Source organism: Brevundimonas sp. GW821-FHT02A10 (assembly GCF_059422025.1).
Window position 1 is genome coordinate 185,110 of sequence record NZ_JBWKWC010000005.1, and the last position, 18,438, is coordinate 203,547.

At 66.5% G+C, this 18,438-nt stretch carries 22 protein-coding genes; 11 read left to right on the forward strand and 11 right to left on the reverse strand.

The window, feature by feature from the left end:
• Positions 1-93: 93 nt before the first annotated feature.
• Together AC07U0_RS14700 and AC07U0_RS14705 are read right to left on the reverse strand one after the other, a co-directional pair.
• The gene (locus AC07U0_RS14700; protein ID WP_494720744.1) at positions 94-1,200 is read right to left on the reverse strand and encodes a PAS domain-containing sensor histidine kinase; all 1,107 of its coding nucleotides are present in this window, start codon (positions 1,198-1,200) and stop codon (positions 94-96) included.
• A complete protein-coding gene (locus AC07U0_RS14705) occupies positions 1,193-1,981 on the reverse strand; it encodes an alpha/beta fold hydrolase (protein WP_494720745.1) in 789 nt (262 codons plus the stop codon). Before AC07U0_RS14705 ends, AC07U0_RS14700 begins: the two co-directional genes overlap by 8 nt.
• 305 nt (positions 1,982-2,286) lie before the next feature.
• On the opposite strand from AC07U0_RS14705, the gene AC07U0_RS14710 reads away from it, so the two are divergent.
• From AC07U0_RS14710 to AC07U0_RS14720, 3 genes are all read left to right on the forward strand, one after another.
• Positions 2,287-2,913, forward strand: coding sequence for a tyrosine-type recombinase/integrase (locus AC07U0_RS14710; protein WP_492947642.1), 627 nt, complete (start codon positions 2,287-2,289; stop codon positions 2,911-2,913).
• Positions 2,914-3,589: 676 nt separating this feature from the next.
• Positions 3,590-3,808 carry a hypothetical protein gene (locus tag AC07U0_RS14715; RefSeq protein ID WP_494720746.1) on the forward strand — a complete coding sequence of 73 codons (219 nt, stop codon included), beginning with the start codon at positions 3,590-3,592 and terminating at the stop codon, positions 3,806-3,808.
• Positions 3,809-4,411: 603 nt separating this feature from the next.
• Positions 4,412-5,011: a hypothetical protein gene (locus AC07U0_RS14720; RefSeq protein ID WP_494720747.1), complete on the forward strand. Its 600-nt coding sequence runs from the start codon at positions 4,412-4,414 to the stop codon at positions 5,009-5,011.
• A gap of 227 nt (positions 5,012-5,238) precedes the next feature.
• Here the strand turns inward: AC07U0_RS14720 and AC07U0_RS14725 are convergent, their stop codons facing one another.
• From AC07U0_RS14725 to AC07U0_RS14735, 3 genes are all read right to left on the reverse strand, one after another.
• A complete protein-coding gene (locus AC07U0_RS14725) occupies positions 5,239-5,817 on the reverse strand; it encodes a hypothetical protein (RefSeq protein WP_494720748.1) in 579 nt (192 codons plus the stop codon).
• A 234-nt stretch (positions 5,818-6,051) separates the two neighbouring features.
• Positions 6,052-6,594 carry a hypothetical protein gene (locus AC07U0_RS14730; RefSeq protein WP_494720749.1) on the reverse strand — a complete coding sequence of 181 codons (543 nt, stop codon included), beginning with the start codon at positions 6,592-6,594 and terminating at the stop codon, positions 6,052-6,054.
• A 611-nt stretch (positions 6,595-7,205) separates the two neighbouring features.
• Positions 7,206-8,627 (reverse strand): hypothetical protein, encoded by a 1,422-nt coding sequence (locus tag AC07U0_RS14735; RefSeq protein ID WP_494720750.1) that lies wholly within the window; start codon positions 8,625-8,627, stop codon positions 7,206-7,208.
• 66 nt (positions 8,628-8,693) lie between these two features.
• Here AC07U0_RS14735 and AC07U0_RS14740 point away from each other — a divergent pair, with 66 nt between their 5' ends.
• The 3 genes from AC07U0_RS14740 to trbB are packed head-to-tail and all read left to right on the forward strand — an operon-like array spanning position 8,694 to position 10,754.
• Positions 8,694-9,302: a type IV secretory system conjugative DNA transfer family protein gene (locus AC07U0_RS14740; protein ID WP_494720751.1), complete on the forward strand. Its 609-nt coding sequence runs from the start codon at positions 8,694-8,696 to the stop codon at positions 9,300-9,302.
• On the forward strand, positions 9,286-9,798 hold the full coding sequence (locus AC07U0_RS14745) for a hypothetical protein (protein ID WP_494720752.1): 513 nt from the start codon (positions 9,286-9,288) through the stop codon (positions 9,796-9,798). The genes AC07U0_RS14740 and AC07U0_RS14745 overlap by 17 nt, the downstream gene beginning before the upstream one ends.
• Positions 9,798-10,754 (forward strand): P-type conjugative transfer ATPase TrbB, encoded by a 957-nt coding sequence (gene trbB, locus AC07U0_RS14750; RefSeq protein ID WP_494720753.1) that lies wholly within the window; start codon positions 9,798-9,800, stop codon positions 10,752-10,754. The genes AC07U0_RS14745 and trbB overlap by 1 nt, the downstream gene beginning before the upstream one ends.
• A gap of 110 nt (positions 10,755-10,864) precedes the next feature.
• Here the strand turns inward: trbB and AC07U0_RS14755 are convergent, their stop codons facing one another.
• The 5 genes from AC07U0_RS14755 to AC07U0_RS14775 all read right to left on the reverse strand — a co-directional run bounded on the left by AC07U0_RS14755 (position 10,865) and on the right by AC07U0_RS14775 (position 15,434).
• A complete protein-coding gene (locus AC07U0_RS14755) occupies positions 10,865-11,440 on the reverse strand; it encodes a hemerythrin domain-containing protein (RefSeq protein WP_492947669.1) in 576 nt (191 codons plus the stop codon).
• A 114-nt stretch (positions 11,441-11,554) separates the two neighbouring features.
• Positions 11,555-11,911 (reverse strand): hypothetical protein, encoded by a 357-nt coding sequence (locus tag AC07U0_RS14760; protein WP_494720754.1) that lies wholly within the window; start codon positions 11,909-11,911, stop codon positions 11,555-11,557.
• Positions 11,908-12,321: a hypothetical protein gene (locus AC07U0_RS14765; protein ID WP_494720755.1), complete on the reverse strand. Its 414-nt coding sequence runs from the start codon at positions 12,319-12,321 to the stop codon at positions 11,908-11,910. The genes AC07U0_RS14760 and AC07U0_RS14765 overlap by 4 nt, the downstream gene beginning before the upstream one ends.
• Before the next feature lie 6 nt (positions 12,322-12,327).
• On the reverse strand, positions 12,328-13,170 hold the full coding sequence (locus tag AC07U0_RS14770; protein ID WP_494720756.1) for a TIGR02587 family membrane protein: 843 nt from the start codon (positions 13,168-13,170) through the stop codon (positions 12,328-12,330).
• 107 nt (positions 13,171-13,277) lie between these two features.
• The gene (locus tag AC07U0_RS14775; protein ID WP_494720757.1) at positions 13,278-15,434 is read right to left on the reverse strand and encodes a catalase; all 2,157 of its coding nucleotides are present in this window, start codon (positions 15,432-15,434) and stop codon (positions 13,278-13,280) included.
• Positions 15,435-15,725: 291 nt separating this feature from the next.
• Between AC07U0_RS14775 and AC07U0_RS14780 the strand changes: the two genes are divergently transcribed.
• Together AC07U0_RS14780 and AC07U0_RS14785 are read left to right on the forward strand one after the other, a co-directional pair.
• Positions 15,726-16,043 carry a hypothetical protein gene (locus AC07U0_RS14780; RefSeq protein WP_494720758.1) on the forward strand — a complete coding sequence of 106 codons (318 nt, stop codon included), beginning with the start codon at positions 15,726-15,728 and terminating at the stop codon, positions 16,041-16,043.
• Positions 16,040-16,633 (forward strand): DNA-3-methyladenine glycosylase, encoded by a 594-nt coding sequence (locus AC07U0_RS14785; protein WP_494720759.1) that lies wholly within the window; start codon positions 16,040-16,042, stop codon positions 16,631-16,633. Before AC07U0_RS14780 ends, AC07U0_RS14785 begins: the two co-directional genes overlap by 4 nt.
• Positions 16,634-16,664: 31 nt before the next feature.
• Here AC07U0_RS14785 and AC07U0_RS14790 read toward each other — a convergent pair whose 3' ends face one another.
• Positions 16,665-16,898, reverse strand: a complete 234-nt coding sequence (locus AC07U0_RS14790; protein ID WP_492947676.1) for a hypothetical protein — start codon at positions 16,896-16,898, stop codon at positions 16,665-16,667.
• Between the two features lie 147 nt (positions 16,899-17,045).
• Between AC07U0_RS14790 and AC07U0_RS14795 the strand changes: the two genes are divergently transcribed.
• The 3 genes from AC07U0_RS14795 (at position 17,046) to AC07U0_RS14805 (ending at position 18,282) form a co-directional block, all read left to right on the forward strand.
• Positions 17,046-17,243: a hypothetical protein gene (locus AC07U0_RS14795; protein ID WP_492947677.1), complete on the forward strand. Its 198-nt coding sequence runs from the start codon at positions 17,046-17,048 to the stop codon at positions 17,241-17,243.
• Positions 17,240-17,677: a DUF488 domain-containing protein gene (locus AC07U0_RS14800; RefSeq protein ID WP_492947678.1), complete on the forward strand. Its 438-nt coding sequence runs from the start codon at positions 17,240-17,242 to the stop codon at positions 17,675-17,677. Before AC07U0_RS14795 ends, AC07U0_RS14800 begins: the two co-directional genes overlap by 4 nt.
• Before the next feature lie 158 nt (positions 17,678-17,835).
• The gene (locus AC07U0_RS14805) at positions 17,836-18,282 is read left to right on the forward strand and encodes an NUDIX hydrolase (protein WP_492947679.1); all 447 of its coding nucleotides are present in this window, start codon (positions 17,836-17,838) and stop codon (positions 18,280-18,282) included.
• Positions 18,283-18,438 lie beyond the last annotated feature (156 nt).

Consider the following 18,438-nt stretch of genomic DNA (forward strand, 5'->3'; position numbering starts at 1 on the left):
CCGGGCCCGGCCACCGTTGTTCCGTGAGGCATCTCATAAGATGTTGGATGATCGAGGAAACAGCCGCGCTTTTTGTTCGTCTTCGCGAGGTCGTCAGTCTGTTGTCCGCAGCGGCATGACGAACGTGAACCGGGTTTCGGTCGCGTCCGACGTGGCCGACAAGATCCCGTCGTGGGCGCGGGCGATCTCCGAGGCGATGTGCAGACCAAGGCCCAGGCCCTGCTGGTTCGGTCGGACTTCGCCCCGGAAGAAGGGCTGGAACAGGCGATCGAGAGTGGCCGGCGGGATCGGCTCGCCCGCATTGGCGACCGACAGGACCAGCTGACCGTCCTCGGTTCCAGCCGAAAGCCGCACGGGCTGTTTCGCGTCGCCGTGGACGAGGGCGTTGCCGAGGAGGTTGGACACCAGTTGGGCGACCCGGCCGGGATCGAAACTGATGGGGTCCGGAAGGTGGAATTCGCAGGCGATCACCCGGCTGGGCTGGCTGACTTCGAGTTCCGACACAACCTGCCTGAGCACGGGCTCCAGCGGGGCGGTGGTGCGCTGCAGGTCGATGCCGCTGCCGAGCCGGCTGCGCGCGAAATCCATGACGTCGTCGATCAGACCAGCCATCCGGTCGACGCTTGTCTCCATCAGGGTCAGGACGCCTTTCGCTTTCTCGCTGATCGCCTCGCGCTTCAGAAGGCGCGCCGCACCGACGATCGAGGCGAGAGGGTTGCGCAGGTCGTGGCCCAGTACGGCGATAAACTGCTCGCGCAGTTCCGAGGTTGAACGCTCGTCGCTGAGCTGTCCGCGCAGGTCGCGCTCGTAGCCTCTGCGCCCCGTCGCGCGGAACACCGCGACCCGAATGGCGGTGAGGTCGCCGACGGTGTCGCGGCGTTCGTTGGCATTGACCAGGACCGGCAACTGTTCGCCGCTCGCCGTCACCAGATCGAGCGACACCTCCTCGAAACCACCCCGGAGCCGCAGGACTGGCGCAAAATTGGTTTCGTAGAAGATGCGGCCCGGCACGGTCAGCAGGTCGCGCAGGCGTTTGCCGACGAGGGCCTCGGACGGAAATCCTATCCAGCGCGAGAAGGTGTCGTTGACCCTGACGATCCGTCCATCGGCCTCCATCACCAGATAGCCGCAGGGCGCGTTGTCGAAGAGATCCTCGAAGCCGGGCGTGGCGGCGGTGTCGTCGACTGTCGACTCAGACAAAGGCTTTGATCGCGGCGATGACCTCGTCGGGCGCGCTGAGGTTCGGGCAGTGTCCCGTGGCCTCAAGGCGGATCAGCCGGCTGCCCGCGATGTGATCATGGACATACTGGCCGACGGCTTCGCCCGCGATAATGTCGTCGCTGCACTGAAGGATCAGCGTTGGCACCGTCACCTGCGGCAGGTCGGCGCGGTTGTCCGAGGTGAAGGTGGCGCGCGCAAAGGCCTCGGCGATGACGGGATCGACGCGGCAGAAGCTGGCGGTCAGCTCCTCTCCGAGCTCGGGACGGTCGGGGTTGCCCATGATGGCGGGCGCCATGGCCTCCGACCAGGCCATGGGGTTCTCGCCGAGGAAGGTCAGCAGCTCTTCGATCTGGTCCGATCCGAACCCGCCGACATAGTCGCCGTCGTCGATGTAGCGCGGCGAGGGCCCAACCAGGACCAGTTTAGAGAACAGGGCCGGCGCCCGGATCGAGGCGAGGACGCCGATCATGCTGCTGACCGAATGGCCGACGAAGACGACGTCGCTCAGCCCCAGTTCGCGCAGGATCTCGATGAGGTCGTCGGCATAGCCCGTCAGGCCGGCGTATTTCGATGGATCATAGGCCGTGAGGTCCGACCCGCCGGCCCCGATATTGTCGAACAGGACGGTTCTGAAGTCTGGCTCGAACGCCGGGGCTACGAAACGCCACATGTTCTGGTCGCAGCCAAAGCCGTGGGCGAAGACCATGGCCCGCTCGCCAGAGCCGCGCATGCGGACATTATTGCGTTCGATCGATGACAAGGGCCGCGCTCCGACCCTGCACGGCGGCTGAGCCGCAGGTGGCGTAGCCGACAGAAGGCGCCGGGACAATGGGCCTGTTGGTTATAGGTCAGTCATCCACAATGACCATATCTCTGAGGCACTTAGATCAAAATGAAGGGGCGCCCCCCGATCGCGAATGATCCCGGATACATTTGATCCATCAGGCTCGCCAGTCCCGATCGGCCCATGTCGCGCTTGAGGTCGGGGCCAGACCTTCGCTGCCGGCGCTCTTCGGGCCCGGATAGGCGTATGATGGAGCAGGGGCGCTTCCTGAGGAGATGGCCATGAGCCAGCTCGATCTTTTTCGTCCACCCCGCACGCCCTGGAACGTCGGCCGTATGATTGGCGCGAAGGCGCCGCTCAAGCCCAAGCATATCTGGGCAATCCGCTATCACCTGAAAACGCGTGGAGCGGTACGCGATCTGGCGATGTTCAACATCGCGCTGGATGCCAAGCTCCGCGGCTGCGACCTCGTAAAGCTGCGTCTGTCCGACATCGTTCACGGTGGTGAAATCCGCCAAAGGTCCGTCGTCGTCCAACAGAAAACGGGCCGGCCAGTCCCTTTCGAGATCACAGAGCCGGCGCGGGACGCGCTTCGGGCCTGGCTGGAACAGCGCGGACCTCGCTCCGATGATTGGCTGTTCCCGAGCCGGAGCCGGGACGGGAGCCACATCGGAACACGGCAATACGCGCGTTTGGTTGATCAATGGGTTCAGGCCATATCGTTGGATCCTGCAGGATACGGAACTCACAGCCTGCGCCGTACCAAGGTGGCCCTGATCTACAAAAAGACCGGAAATCTGCGCGCATGTCAGTTGCTGCTCGGGCACGGAAAACTCGAGAGCACCGTGCGGTACTTGGGCATCGAGGTGGATGATGCGCTCGAGATTTCCGAGCAGATCGATCTCTGACATCCGCCCTCGACCGGGCGTTCACTCTGGCTGAGAAAGGGGAAGCGGCCGTCGCGCTCGCCCGGTTTGGACGGCGAGCGCCATAGATTAGTCGACCGCCCGAAGCGCGCCTCTAACCATGCGATGCATCTTGTCCGGAAATCATGAGGAGGTTTAAAAGCGCGCCCAGTTCGCCGCTGAACTCGCAGAGGATCCTATGCGCCGCCGGCCTCGTCCCAAGCTCTTCCGTCCCTCGACGTGGCTTTGGATATGGTTGCTATTGGGAGCCATCGGGTTAGCGGGCTTGGTCGCGGCTTCCGCCTACCTTGGGGAGGGCGGTGTTTGACGAGGGTGTCACCCTCGCGGGCTCCGATCCTTGAACGGGCCTACGAGCTTGCGGACAGTGGGACAATCGCATCCACCAAGACCTTGCGCACAGCGCTTGTCGCCGAAGGCTATGGCTTCGCTGAGGTAGCAGCGGCATTGAATGGTTTGGCGATCCGAAGATCCTTGAAGGCCCGCATCGTCGGCGCCCGTGCGGGGTCTGAAAAAAACGGCAACGGGGCCTGAAGCGCTCGAAAGTCAGATAGCAGGAGGTGTATCCGCAGACGGCAATAATACCGGCTTTCGCGTTCGCAACCTCTGATACTGTGACGCTGGACAATCCGCGGCCTGCGCGCTTTTGATAGCCAACGTTATGGGACGTCTATTCGATCGCCTGATGGCGGGCTCAGCCGAGTACACCGTGGAGCCGACCGGGGAAGGTGGCCTTGTGCTCATTCGCAACGACGAGCATGCCGAGGCCTTCGCCCGGTTGGTGCGGGAGCTGATCAACTATCCCAATGATGAGTTCGCAGTGCTGCCGACTGGTGACGGACGGGCGGGCTACGAACGGGTCGTGATCCTGCCGCTCTGACGCGGTTGTGCCGCACACACCGGACTCTGGTTCAAGCGGCGTGCGTGGCGCGATCTAGGACACGCAGACGGCCCCCAGCAATCGCCTGTGTGACATGGCGACCCTTCTTTCCAACGGGAGCGACGTAACGGATCGGTGCGCCATGTCCAGTTTCCGGACGCGAGCCAATGGCTGCTTCTGGCGCGCAGCTGCCTTGCGCGCATGATCGGGGCGCGGTGCGAAACACAAATACAGCGGTGGGTCGGAGCTCCCAAGAATCGATGCGCATCCCGCGCCGGCGTGAAGGCCTCAGGAATAAAAGGAGCGGGTGACCTCGACCTGGACGTCATGAGCGAGGTCGTTGTCGCCATTCTGGTGCCCGATGCCGGACTAACTGGTGCGTCGGTTCCGCGTGAGCGTCTCGCCCGGTTGGTGGACCATGTGCTGATGGCCCTGCTCACGGCGCTGCGCGGACGCCGAAGGTTTCAAGCGCTGGTTGGCGAAGTAAGCCTCTTAGGCCCAATCAGTCTCGCATAGGCTGATGGCTTGGTGGCGGGGAAGCCGCCTGGCGAGCGTCAGGTTCCGCCCGTTTCGCGGCGTGAAAGGGGCTGATAGCGTCGCCCCATGATCCATACCGGCAGCGCAGAGCGTTTGAAGGCCTCGTTTGCCCGTCAGTTCGATCAGGAAGGCCAAGGGTTTCTGTACCGCAAGAACGAGACGGGGCCAGCGATCCGGATCAGTGCGGAAGAGCAGGCCGACTTCATCGCCGGCTATTCTCGCGCCCTGAAATTGAGCGGCTGGGCCATGGTCGCGACGGTCATCCTCGGCGGGTTCGCCACGGGTTTCTACGAGGGGGCCTCCGGGACTGATCGCAGGCTCTGGGGGGTAGGCGGAATGGCCGTTCTAGTCCTGGCCTTCGTGCTGTTCGCCCTGTGGGCCCGCAGGGCTCCGGATCGCGCGCTGAGAGAGCGGATTCCGGTCGCCCACGGCCCGTCCACGGCCGAACGGAAGCGGTTGGCGTTTGCCAGGATCAACTATGGCGCACTGGCGATCGGCTTGCTGGCAGTGCCCTTCATGCTGTGGAACGCGTCGCGGGCGTGGGACATCCTGCACGGCTGGGGCCGTCTGTGCATCGTCGCGGGCTCGGTTCTGTTCGGGCTGATCGCCGTGCAGGGAGTCCGCAAATGGCGGTTCGAGAAAAGGCGTCGGGACAGTGACGGCTGACGCACCGCGTTGAACACGACGCGAACCGGATTTTTCTGTCGAGGTTAGGCAGTCTCCAAGGAGCCCACGATGATTCTTGATGGGTCAGCCCGCCAGATCCCCTCGGCCCTAAAGAGATCGAGTCCGGTCTCAAAAGCAGGCCTCGCCAACTTCAGCCAGCGGTGGTTTTACGGCGTAGCGACTGACCCTCAGAGGCGGCTGGCGTCTTGTCGCTCATCGCCGAAGCGTCAGCCTGCCACAAGCACCCGGGACGCGACCACGCCGTAGTAAACGAGCAATGCGAGCAGGAAGATGAGGTTGAGTCGTCGGCTTTTGACCCAGGCCACCGCCAGACAAGTGGCGAGATAGGCGACGGTGAGCAGGCCTCTGGGGTCGCTGTAATATGCCATACGATCGGCGACCGTTTGGCCTGTGAACCAGGGCATGATCTCGAATGCGACGAGGTTTGCGACGATCACACCACCCATGACCCAGTGTTTGTGAGCGTCAAAATAGTCGTCAAAGTCAGGCCAAGCCTCCACGTCATCGGGGACGGTAAGGGATGCAGCAACGTAGTAGCTTCCGGCTGCGACCAATCCGATGACCAGGACCAACAGACGGATCGGCACGTCCTGCATCAATGACCAGGCCCCAGTCCAGAAACTGGAAATGTCGATAAGGACGAAGGCTGAAAGAAGGGGGGTGAGCCAACCGACGCGGACCCGCTTCCGCTGCTTCAGCACGTTTGTGAACCCGGTGATCAACACCGCCACCGAGAGTCCGAGGAGCAGCCCATAGAAGCTGAAGAAAAACTCGAAAGGACTCACGCTGTTTTCCCCTAAGCACGACCGGCGGCGGCCCTCGCTTGAACTGAGCTTAACCGGCCTGCAGGCGCCCGCAACGGGTCGGCTTTCGAAGTCGGCCCCGTGCCCGAAAGCGGGTATCCGGCTCAGACGCCACCGTCGTGTTTGCGGCTGCCTAAACCACTCTGTGGGCGCAGCAATATTCCGCCGCCTTAGGCGTGGGGAGGAAACTGGCAAGCCGACAGCGGCAGCCGCAATTCAGGTCGCGAAAATCTTGTAAATCATCAAGCCGCACAGCAGGCACAGTCCGGCCCGATGCAGCAGGGGGCGACGGGTGAGCATCAGTCCGACGGGTATGCCGATCCGGATCGTGGCCGTAACGGCGTCCCTGATGTCTGGTGCGCCTTGCATCACCACATTGTAGACGAGGGACGCCAAGGCTGGCAGGGCCAGCGCCCCCATCAGCACACGGCTGTGCGCCGCATAGTAGTCGTCGAGCGAGCGCCATTTGTCCGACTGGCGCGGGAACATGCCCGTACTGACGAAGATGTAGGGGAAGGCGACGGCCATGGAGATCAGAAGGGTCGAGGGCTCCATCGTGAGCCCCTCCCGCGCCATCCAGTAGGACACCCACTGCTGCGCCGCCGCCAGCAGAATGAAAAGGCCGAGCAGGGGCGTGGTCCATCCCGGACGGATGTCGTCGCGGCCTCGCCACATATCCGCAAAGCCGGTGGCGACGTTGGCGACCGCCAGGCCCAGCAAGAGCCCGTAAAACGTAAAGAGATATTCGAAGCCGCTCACCGTTTCCCCCTGTTCCCTTCCGAGATTTTCATTTCTGCGACAGGTCCGCAACGGGGCAGGCGCCGGGTTTCACTGTGTGCTGGTTACCACGCTCCATCCTTCAAGCTCAGCTCGAGCGACGCTGATCAGGCTCGCTCGGCTGACGTACGAGGCCGACATCGGTCGACAGTGTCAGTGCACGGGCCTTGACCTCGAAATCAACGGCCAGTTGCAGAAGTTCGGCCTTGATGCCGGGGTCGGATGGCAGCTCCGCAGCCCTCCGGCACTTTTCGGCTTTGGCTCGACATGATTCCGAGGTCAAACGTTCTCGCATGGCGGAATGATAAGGGAAACTACCTACTTCGCCAGCCCGCGAAATGTAAAATCTCCTGACATTTCAGCGCGGCTGCAGGAAGATGCGGGTCAATCTGTTGGAGCACCAAGAGTGCCGGACTGAGCCCAAATGTCCGAAATGTGTGAGGAGAACTCAAAGGGCAGAAGTTCCTAAGCTTAGACGCCAGGGCTGAAGGTCGTGTTTCCGGCGCTCAACGAACAGCTGGTGTTGGCGCACGGCAGACTTCCACAATCAACTGCCGATCACTCAGGGTGACGGTCATGACCAAGGGCGATGATCACTCCGGCAGCGACGACTTCTGCTGCTGCTCCGCTCGCCATGCGACCGCAACGCTCAGCCGGTCGATGCAGGCCGTCTGCGCCTGGAGAGCGCGGGCGCTGTCCCGGCGGCTGGCGGAGATCAGATCGGCGTGGATCCGACGACTCTCTCGCGACAGGATCCGGTGCGCCGCCATCAGATCGTCGCCCTGAAGCGCCAGGCCCGCACTCACGGTCAGGGCGTTGGCCGCCGCCGTGAACGACACCGCCGTGCCTTTATCCCGCGCGCTCTGGAACCGCGCCATGCTGGCTTCTGCGCGGTCGAACTGCATCCTGCCGAACTGATAGACGGCGACCTGGCTCAACCAGGTGAGGGTTTCCGGGTGGTCCGGTCCGAGCGTAGCGGTCATCAGGTCGAGCGCCTCCTCATTGATCCGGAGCCCCTCATCCTGACGGGGTGTATCCGCTTCGGCCGTCTTGATCAGGAGTTCTCCCAGCTCTGCGGTGACGACCGGCGTCATCGTGGCTCCGGAGACGCGTTCCTCGGCGTACAGGCTGCGGTAGATCGCTTCGGCTTCGACGATGCGAGGATCCCCGGCGACGTCTTCCGTGGAGTGGAACAGCGTGCGCGCCAGACGGACCCTCGCCATTCTCAGGTCAAGCGGCCGCCCGCCGCCGGCCTGGCGGAGGGCGACGAGCCGTCGCGCGAGCGGCTCTGCCGTCGCCTTGTCATCGCTCGCGATCAACAGGTCGATGCGGCGCTCGAGTTCCCCGGGATCGCCCAGGTCACCCCCGGCGACCCTGAGGCGCACGGCGTCAGCGTCCGTGGCGCGGTTCATGCCGTCGTAGACCCGCGCCAGAATATAGCCGGTCGAGCGCGCGTCCCCGAGGCGACCCGCAGCCAGTTCGGCGTCGAGATCCTCGCGCAGAAGCGGCTCCGCCTGTTCGTAAGCGCCGGTGATGGCGAGCAGACGGGACAGGGCGAGGCGAAGATCACCCGTCAAAGCGTCGTCCGGGCCGAGAGCGGCGCGGGCGCGTGTGTAGCCGTCCTGCGCCAGGGGCAGGGCTTCCGCCGTGGCGCCGACGTCCATCAGAACGGAAATCAGCCGCGCCTGGATTCTGAAGGTCCCCGGCGTCAGGGGATGGTCGCGGCGTTCGAGGGCGAGCAGATTGCGCAGAAGGGCCGCCGCCTCGCCGGGGCGACCCGCCCTCTGTCGTTCGATCGCCTGACACCACATGTCGTCTCGCGCGCCGTCGCCAGGCTCGGCGACCGCCGTGGGGATCTGCGCCATTGCGGGGTTCGCGCCGCCGAGGGCGCTGGCCAGAAGCCCTGAGAGCAGGAGGGCGACGTGATGCGACTGGTTCATATCCGGACGGTGATCCGGCCCGGCGTCGTCGTATACTGCCGCAACCTGACGAGGGGCGCAGCCGGCGGCGTCCAACCTCAGATCCGCCGTCGTCAGGAACGGTGAGACGTCCTTGGCCTGGCGGCGGGTTAGACAGCTCTCATGAGACTTCTGTTTTGCGCTCTGAGTGTCAGCCTGCTCGCCGCAGGCCCGTCCACCCTTCTGGACAACTGCGCCGTCTACACCGCCTTCTCGGCCCTCGATCCGGTGACCCAGGACAAGGTCTCGAAGCTGACCGGTTCCGTGACGGAGACGCGCAAGAGTCGGAGCGGGCCGGCGGGACTGGGGGCGGGACGAAGCTCTGTGTCACGCTCGGACATCGAACGGCCGCTGCTCGAGCCAGGCGAGGTCAGGGCCTTGCCGGACGAAGACCAGCTCATGTTCGTCGCCGGCCAGAGACCGATCCGCGCCCGCAAGCTGCAGTATGACCGGTGTGCGCCGTTTCGGAAGCGCGCCGGTCAGGGGCCGCCTGATCAGGCCGGCCGCATCGACGCGCCGCCGCCCCGACCCCATCCCTGGGCCGGGCGACGCGGCCTCGGGATCGACGCCCAGGCCTCCCTGCCCCTGTTCAAGGAGGTGGTGGCGGCCATGGACGACAAAAAGGTCGCCGCCAGAGCGGCCGATATCTACGGGCGGGTCGCTCTGGAGATGGCCGCACAGGATGCCGCCCTCGACCATTTGCAAGGATTGACCGATGCCAAGGACGACTAGCCCTTCCTGCCGGGTGCAGGTTTATCTGTCCGACCCCAAGATCGCCAAGGCGCTGGACCGCGAGGCCCGCAACGGGCGCATGCCTCTGAGCCAGGCCGCGGGCCGGGCCATCGCGCGGGGCCTGCTGAGTTCGCCCCGCGCCGATCCCGAGGACCGGATGCTGGCGCTGGACCGGTCCTTGCGGGATCATATGCGGGCCACGTCGCGCGACATGCAGATTGTCCAGGAGCTGCTGATCGAGGTGGCGCGCGCCTTCTTCCTCCGACTGCCCGACGCCCTGGTCGATCAGGACCCGACCGTCCAGGCCGCCGTCGAACAGCGGATCGAACGTCTGCTGGACGCCACCGCCGCCCGGATTGTGGCCGGCCGGACGGCCCGCGAGGCCGAGGCCGCCGGCGAGGCGGCGGGAAGTGGGGCGGGCGAGGGGCCCAGCGAGCGACCAAGTGAGCGGACAGGCGGGGTTCCGGGCGAGGTCCGCTCCTTCGATCCGGGCTGATGGCGGTCCATCCCATCGTCGCCGAGCGCAAGCTTGAGGCCCTGCGTCATGCGCTCGGCGAGACTGTCCTGGCCGCCCTGCAGGAGCCGGCCGTGGTCGAGATCCTCGCCAATCCGGACGGGCGCATCGTGCTTGACCGGGCGGGGCGGGGTCGCGCCGACACCGGCGAGCGCCTCTCCGCCGAAGCGCGGGAGAGAGTCATCAAGCTGATCGCCGACTATGTCGGGGAAAGCGTCGCCCGCGAGACGCCGCGCTTGTCAGGCGTCCTGCCCGCGACGGGCGAGCGCTTCCAGGGTCTGCTGCCGCCGCTGGTGTCGGCGCCGGCCTTCTCGATCCGCAAGCGACCACCGGTGATCTGGACCCTCGATGACTATGTCCGCGATGGAACGATCGACGATGAGCAGGGGCAGGCGCTGCGCGACGCCGTCAAGGCCCGGGCCAATATCCTGATCTCGGGCGGGACGGGCTCCGGCAAGACCACCCTGGCCAATGCGGTTCTCGCCGAGCCCGGCTTCGCAGGGGATCGGGTAATCCTCATCGAGGACACCCCCGAGCTGCAATGCAGCGCCTGGGATCTCCTGCCGGTGCTGACCCGCCGGGCCGCGCCTTCCATCGGCGTCGGCGACCTCGTGCGCGACGCCCTGCGTCTCCGGCCCGACCGGATCGTCGTCGGCGAAGTTCGGGATGGAACAGCGGCGCTGGAGACCCTGAAGAGCTGGAACACCGGCCATCCGGGCGGGCTCACCACGGTTCACGCCAACTCCGCGCAAGAGGCCCTGACGCGGCTGGAAGACCTGATGGCCGAGGTCTCAGCCAGCCCGTCGCGCCGCATGATCGGCCAGGCGATCGACCTGATCGTCCATATCGCCCGACGCCCGGACGGGCGCAGGGTCGAGGCCTTGCTGGCCGTCGAGGGCGTCGACGGGACCGACTGGCGGGTCCGACAGGTCGGGTGACGGCCGGGCGATCTGGTGCGCTACGGGTCAGGATGCGCGAAGCCATAACCTCAAATGACATCGCCCCGACGCTGGCGTCGGGGCGATGGGGTTCGTCTCGGCAGGGTGGCTCAGCGCCGGGAGGCCGGGGCCTCCATGGCGTCGGGGCCGCTGTCGTCGCGCTCGGCGAGGGCCGAGGCCGTGTCATCGCCAGAGAGGGTGCGCGTCTCGGCGGGTTTGCCGGCCTGGTACTCTTCCATGGCGGTCGCCTTGCGCGCCCGCATGGCGTCGGCGAGCGCGTCCATGTCGAGACCGGCGGCGCGGGCCTGGGCGAACATGCCCTCGGAGCGCTTCTCCTCCTCCTCGACATGGTGCTCGATCTCTTCGGAAAGGACCTTCACCTTGGCGTCGTAGAAGTCGTCGTCCGGCGAGGCCGCCTCGATCTCGTTGATCAGGGTCTTGGCGCCGTCATGCTCGACATAGGCCTCGTTCAGGAGGTCATCCTCGATCTTGCCGCGGCAGGCCGGATAGAAGATCTCTTCCTCAATGGTGGTGTGCACCTTGAGCTCCAGGCAGGCCTGCAGCGCCAGCTCGCGCTTCTTGGCCGGCGTGGTGGCCTTCTCGAACTGCTCGAAGATCGTCTCCACCTTGCGGTGGTCCGCCTTCAGCATCGCGATCGCATCCATCTCTTCGTAGGTCTGGGCCATATCATCCTCCTTGGGGGCGTGTCGGATAAGCGGCGCACGTCGCTCTCCGTTCCGGGAGAACGACTCGCAATGTTTCCTGCCTTGTGACCGGAATAGGACATAAGGATCAGATGCTTAGCTTGCGGTCTGGTGTTCCGTGGTCAGGGCGAACCAGTCGGCGTAGGCGGTGTTTCGCGCCATCTTGCGGTTGAGATCGGGCGCGCCGTCCGTCCACCAGACGGGGCCGCGCTCGCCGAGCGCGACCTTGGCGGCCTGAACCCCGGCGCGCGCCGCCTTCAGCGCCTTCGGATCATCGGTGGCGAGGGCGGCGCGGACGGCGCGGCGCGCCGCCATCAGCGCCTTGACCTGCAGATCGCGCTCGGCCGGCTCCAGCCCGGGATTGGACGTTCGCCAGAGCCGGCCGCGCACCACGATATAGCGCCCGTCAGGCGTTCTGAGCGGCGCCGGCGAAGAGGTTTTGGCCGGGCTCAAGGCTCCGACCAGCCCGCCACACGCAGGCGTGCGGCCGTGGGATCGCCGTCGAAGCGCAGGGAGGCGCGGGCGTGGCCCTGGCCCGGCACATAGTCGAGCGCGGCATGGTCGGTCTGGTCCCCGAGCACACCTTCGACCTCGACGGCGGCGGCGGTGTCGTCGCCGGCGTTGTCCACCTGGATCTCGGCGATCCATCCGACGGGGGTGGGCCGGGCCTCGATCAGCCTGGCGCTCAGAACGGGCGGGCCAGGCGGCTGGACCGCCTCGTGGAGGACGATGGCGATCACCCCGGCCGTCATGACGGCGCCGAGCACCGCCATCGTCCACTGGAGCCAGGGGCGGCCTTCCGGCGAAGCGTCGTGAGCGGCCTTTGCGGATTTACGGGAGGCGGCTTTGGGGGGCGTGGTCATCGGCGGTCAGACGAGCAGGCGGGCGGCGGCGGCGCCGACGGAGGCGGGAAACCCGAGGACGACCGTGGTCTGGATCACGCCTTCGAGGCCATGGCCTTCGATCCGGCCGAACACGAACAGGGCGAACAGGCTGACGCCCAGCGACAGGGCATAGCCGGGCAGGGTGAAGTGGAAGAAGGCCGTCACCGGCCGGTCGGCCTCCTCCTGGCCCGCGAACCCGGCGTTGAAGACGATGAGGTGAAGCAGGATGACGGAGGTGACGATCAGGGCGAGGATGTGAATCGGGGTGGCCTTGTAGGCGATCAGGATCATCTCCTCGGTTGGGGCGACATTGAGGGCGAAGAACAGGGCGCCGGCCACCATGAGAAAGAGCTCTCCCGCATAGGACGCCTCTTCCTCGTCGCCCGCCCCGTCGTCCCGGGCGCCGCTCAGCTGCCGGCGGGCGAGGAGGGCCCCCATCGCCCCCGGTATGGCCTGGAGCGCCACCATGCCCACGGCTTCATGAGGCGAGACGTCCCATTTGACGACGCCGAAGAGGATCAGGAGCGCCGAGGCGGTGATGAAGCCGACGGCCAGGGCCACGGCGGCGTCCAGACCGTCGCTGACCGCGCCCCGGGTGCGCGAAAAGCCTGCATACCAGGACAGGCCATAGAGCAGCGGCAGTCCCGCGGCGACGAAGGCGAGCAGGCGCCAGCGGTCCATCACGACCCCTTGCTCCCACATCTCCATCGTCATCAGGAGCGGAATGTTGAAGACCAGGGCGCCGGCGAAGGCGCGGCCGAGATCGCGCATATAAGCCTGTTCGCGGCGAAGCGCGGACATCGAGGGAGCGGAGGCGGCGGAGGTCATCCGCCGCCAACGTCCATCATGGCGTTCGGCTCCCTGGAGCCCGCCCTCTTGCGCGAGCGGTCATCGCGCGGCGGGTGGCGAGCGGTCATGGCAGATCCGCCCCGGCCTCAGGCCAGGATGCGGACGGAGGGCTCGCGGTCCCATTGCCGGCCGGCGGCCGCCGCGGTGAAGGCCTTGGCCGGACCCTTCAGGGCGACGATGCGGTCGTCCGGCGTGACACCGGCCTTATCGAGCAGGGGCTGGGCCTTGGCCGTATGACCGATGGCCTTGAGATGACCGAAGGCGTCGCGCACGAAATCGACGGCCGCCCCCTCGCCCAGCAGCATCGCGCAACCGTCTTCGGACAGGACCAGGGCCACGGCGTCGAAGAGGACCGACGGCGAACCCGCCAGCTGGCGGTCGACAGCCAGCTTCGATCCGTCCTTGAGAACGACCCCGCCGACCTTGGGGGCGATGAGATGGACCTGGGCTCCGGCCGCTTCGACGGCGGTGGTCACCTGGGAGACCTGGGCGCCGTCGGCGCCGTCGGTCACCAGCACCCCCACCAGACGGCCTTTCAGGGTCTCCGGATATTTGCCGACGATCCGCAGCGCCGGGCTGGCCTCCATCTCGAAAGGCTCGGCGGCGGCCTTCGCCGGCTCGGGCAGGTCCATGGCCAGTCCGTCGGCGACCCGCTGGGCCAGGCTGTCGTCGACATTGCGCAGGTTCGCCAGAACCCGCAGACGGACATGCTCCAGCGTCACCTTCGAGAGTTCGAAGACGATGGCGCTGGCCAGGTGCGCCTGTTCGATCTCCGTCTGGGAGCGGAAGAACAGCCGCGCCTGGCTGTAGTGATCGGCGAAGGTCTCGGCCCGGATGCGGACCTTGGCGCCCTCGACCGGAGCCTGGAAGCTGCGGAAACCGCCCTTGGGATCTTCGCGCGGCCCGCCGTCCTCGCCGGCCTCGGCCAGGCTGTTGGGTTCGTAGTTGGCGCGGCCCTTGGGGACGGCCATCTGCATCTGACCGTCACGCTGCATGTTCTGGAACGGGCAGCCCTTCGGCTGATTGATCGGGATCTGATGGAAGTTGACGGTGCCCAGCCGCGACAGCTGGGTGTCCTGATAGGAGAACAGTCGGCCCTGGAGCAGGGGATCTTCCGAGAAGTCGATGCCCGGCGGGATGTTGGTCGGCAGGAAGGCGACCTGTTCGGTCTCGGCGAAGAAGTTGTCGGGATTGCGGTTCAGGACCATGCGGCCGACGACCCGGATCGGATGAAGCTCCTCCGGGATGAGCTTGGTTGCATCCAGCACGTCGAACGGCAGAGCATCAGCCTCTTCCTGCGTCAGGAGCTGGACGCCGAATTCCCACTCGGGGAAGTCGCCGTTGTCGATCGCGTCGAAGAGATCGCGACGGTGATAGTCGGGATCGGCGCCGGCGATCTTGACGGCCTCGTCCCAGCAGGTCGACTGGGTTCCGAGCTTCGGTCGCCAGTGGAACTTGACCAGGGTCGCCTGGCCGTCGGCGTTGACGAGCCGGAAGGTATGCACGCCGAAGCCCTCGATCATCCTGTAGGAGCGCGGGATGGCGCGGTCCGACATCGCCCACATGATCATATGGGTGCTCTCCGGCGTCAGGCCGATGAAATCCCAGAAGGTGTCGTGGGCCGAGGCCGCCTGCGGATAGCCCCGGTCGGCCTCCATCTTCACCGAATGGATCAGGTCGGGAAACTTGATCGCATCCTGGATGAAGAAGACAGGGATGTTGTTGCCGACGAGGTCCCAGTTGCCCTCCACCGTGTACATCTTCACCGCGAAGCCGCGGACGTCGCGTGGCGTATCGACCGAACCGGCCCCACCGGCGACGGTGGAGAAGCGGGTGAAGACCTCGGTCTGTTTGCCGACCTCGGTCAGGATTTTCGCGGTCGTATAGTCGGCGAGGCTTTCGGTCAGTTCGAAGAACCCGTGGGCCGCGGAGCCGCGCGCGTGGACGATGCGCTCCGGGATCCGTTCGTGATCGAAATGCTGGATCTTCTCGCGCAGGATGAAGTCTTCCAGCAGGTGAGGACCGCGCGGCCCGGCCGAGAGCGTGTTCTGGTCATCGCTGATCGGGACGCCGTGGTTCGTGGTCAGCCGCTGGTCGGGCGCAGATGCGGTCTGATGCAGCTCTCCGGCTGCGCCCGGCAGGGCCTCCGCGGAAGCGGATCCTGACTTGGTCCGCGCCGGGGCCTTCCGGGAAGCAGGCGTGGCCGCGGCCTTGGCGGCGGGCTTGGAGGGGGCTTTGGCCATGAGACGTTCCGATCGGGCGTGAGGAAGGGGGCGCGGGGCGTGGAGCCGTGCGCCCCCTTCAACCTGCGGTCCGCGCTGCGGTTCCTCTGTCCGAGATCGGACAGGGGAGGGCCGGCCGGACGATCCGCCGGAACCGCGTCGAAGGCGCAGACGTAAAGACGCCGGTCAGGAGGTCTTCATGGTCTGTCATTCAGCCGTCATTTGCCGCGGAGGAAGCGATGTCTCCGGGTTCGGGAAAGCCTCGACGGCGCTGCGCCGGAGGGCGGCCGACCGCGGGTCTGGAGGGGGACTATGACTGCGGCAAGCGATGCGGAGGGCTGCCGGCGCGCGCTTCGGGAGATGCGCGAGATCGTCGCCGCGTCGCGGCTGCCGGGCAGTCCGATGTCGCCCCTGGAAACCTTGCGCACGCTTGCCGCCATCGTCGGATGGACCTGGGACGAACGGCTGATCGGCGGTCGGGACTGCGGGCCAGTCATGGATCGGCTGCATGATCTGACAAACACGGCCTGGCTTGACGGACAGTCGGACCGGGAAGCGCTTGATCTCTACGATCGGGTCGTTTCGGCGCTCGGCCGCGCGTCGCTGTCCGCGGATGCGGCGTCCGGATGAAGGCGGACGCCGGGGGGGCGGGTCAGGGTGTGAGCCTGGATCGGACCGTCTTCGATCAACCGTCGCCCCGGCTCGCTGCGGCCTTGATCGGTTGCACCCTGACGGTCGAGGGCGTCGGGGGGCGGATCGTGGAGACCGAAGCCTATGATGTCGAGGATCCCGCATCCCACAGTTTTCGAGGGCCCACGCGGCGCAACGCCGCGATGTTCGGGCCTGCAGGGCGAGCCTATGTCTATCGGATCTACGGTTTGCACTGGTGCTTCAACATCACCTGTGACGCCGGGCGGCCCGGCAGCGCCGTGCTGATCCGGGCGCTCGAGCCGACCCTGGGCCTGGAGGCGATGATGAGCCGGCGCGGGACCCCCGCGGTTCACGCGCTCTGCGCCGGGCCGGGACGGCTCTGTCAGGCGCTGGCGATTACCGGGGATTTTACCGGCGCGCCCGTTTGGGACTTGCCGTTCCAGCTCCTCGCGCCCGTCGCGCAGCCCCTGACGGTCTCGGGGCGGCGGGTCGGAGTGTCTGTCGGCGTCGAGACGCCATGGCGGTTCGTCGAGGCGGGGTCCGCCTGGCTCAGCCGACCGCTGCGGTGAGACCCGGTTTCAACCGGCTTCGGGCCTGGCCTCAGGCCGCCTCCGGCAAGTCGCACAGCCGGTCGGCCGGAAAACCCAGGGCCGGATTGGCGAGCACCGCGATCGCGCGTTCGCCGCTGTAGAGGGCGATCGTCTCATACCCCGGCCAGCGCTCGGCGAAACGCACGAGATCCTCCCCGGCCGAGGCCTCGTCCCGAACCGCGAGGACCGCGATTTCCCGCGCGGGCACGCCCGGCAGGTTGACGATGCAATAATATGGCGACACGCGACGCTCCCGATCGTTGGGCCCCGAACTTGGGCCTCCACAACGGCGACGCTCGGAAACGGTTCCGGTTCGGGCTCCTCCACGCCGGCGCGGGGCGGAACCCGAGAGGCGGCGGTTCGCTAGGAGAGCACAACCCAGGAGGCCGAGATGGATGACAAACAGTCCGAGGGGCGCAAGGCGAACGGCGCCGCGCCGGGCGGCAAGCCCGATCCCGCGACACCCGAAAAGGATGTGATCGCGACCGGGCGCGAGGCGGCGCGTCGGGCCGGTCCCGACGGTCCGGATGCGGGCGAGGTGGGCAAGACCTTCAAGTCGCCGCCCGGGGAGGCGAAGATCAAACCGTGACGCGGCAGGTCTTCACGATCGGCTATGAGGGCGCGACCCAGGCGGACGTGATCGCGCGCCTCAAAGAGGCGCAGGTTGAGCTGCTGGTCGATGTCCGCGCCGTCGCGGCGTCGCGGCGGGCCGGGTTCTCCAAGACGCTCCTGGCAGCAAGCCTCGAAGGGGAGGGGATCGCCTATCTCCATCTGAGGCGCCTGGGGACGCCGAAGCCGGGACGGGAGGCGGCGCGCCGCGGCGACATCTCCGGCATGCGCGCCATCTTCCATGAGCATCTGCAGGACCCGGAAGCCGAGGCGGAGTTCGCAAGGCTGAGGGCCCTGGCGGCAGAGCGCCGCGTCGCCCTGTTGTGCTTCGAGGCCGACCATTCGGGGTGTCACCGGGCGGTGCTCGCTGAACGTCTGGCCGCGGCGGACGCCCTGGAGGTGGTCAAGCTGTAAACGCGACGCCCGATCCTCGCCGCGGGCAAGGCGACCGGGAGAGGCCGGTGAAGCCGCACCAGGCGAACGCTTGACGCATTATGCTAAATTCGTCAGTTGGCTGAGCAACTGTCACAGTTTGCCGTCTCGCCCGGGCGGATCAAGCTTTTGCGAACGTCATGGCCGCCGCTCTTTCCATGATCTCCCAGGTCGCCGCACTTTGCTGGCAGCGCCGCGAGGCGGGTGTCTTCATCCTGTTGGTGACGTCGCGCGAAACGCGGCGCTGGATCCTGCCCAAGGGCCATCAAATGGCCGGCAAGACGGACTGGGAAGCCGCCGCCCAGGAAGCGGTGGAGGAGGCCGGTGTCCACGGCGTGATCCACCCGGCGCCGATCGGCGCCTTCGACACCGTCAAGACGGGGCGCGGGGGCCAGGTCCGACGGATGCGGATGGAGGTCTTTGCACTGCGTGTCTCCATCGAGCTGGGCGACTGGCCCGAACGGGAGCAGCGCGAGCGTCGATGGGTCACCCTCCCGGAGGCCATCGCCCTGGTCGGGGAAGAGGGTCTGAAGGCCGTGCTGCGCGGCTTCGAAAGACTCTCGCCCGCCGAGCTTGACGCCCTCTGAAGACCTGAGCCGCATCGGGCTCCGCCTTCGGGATCGACGCTGCCCGCCGGTCGGTGGGTCTGTGCTGCGAGATTCGATCTCGCGGCATCTGAAAGCCGACACGGGAACCGCTGGACCCGCACGGGGTTTGGGGTCCGTCGTCTGGCGTGCCCCGCC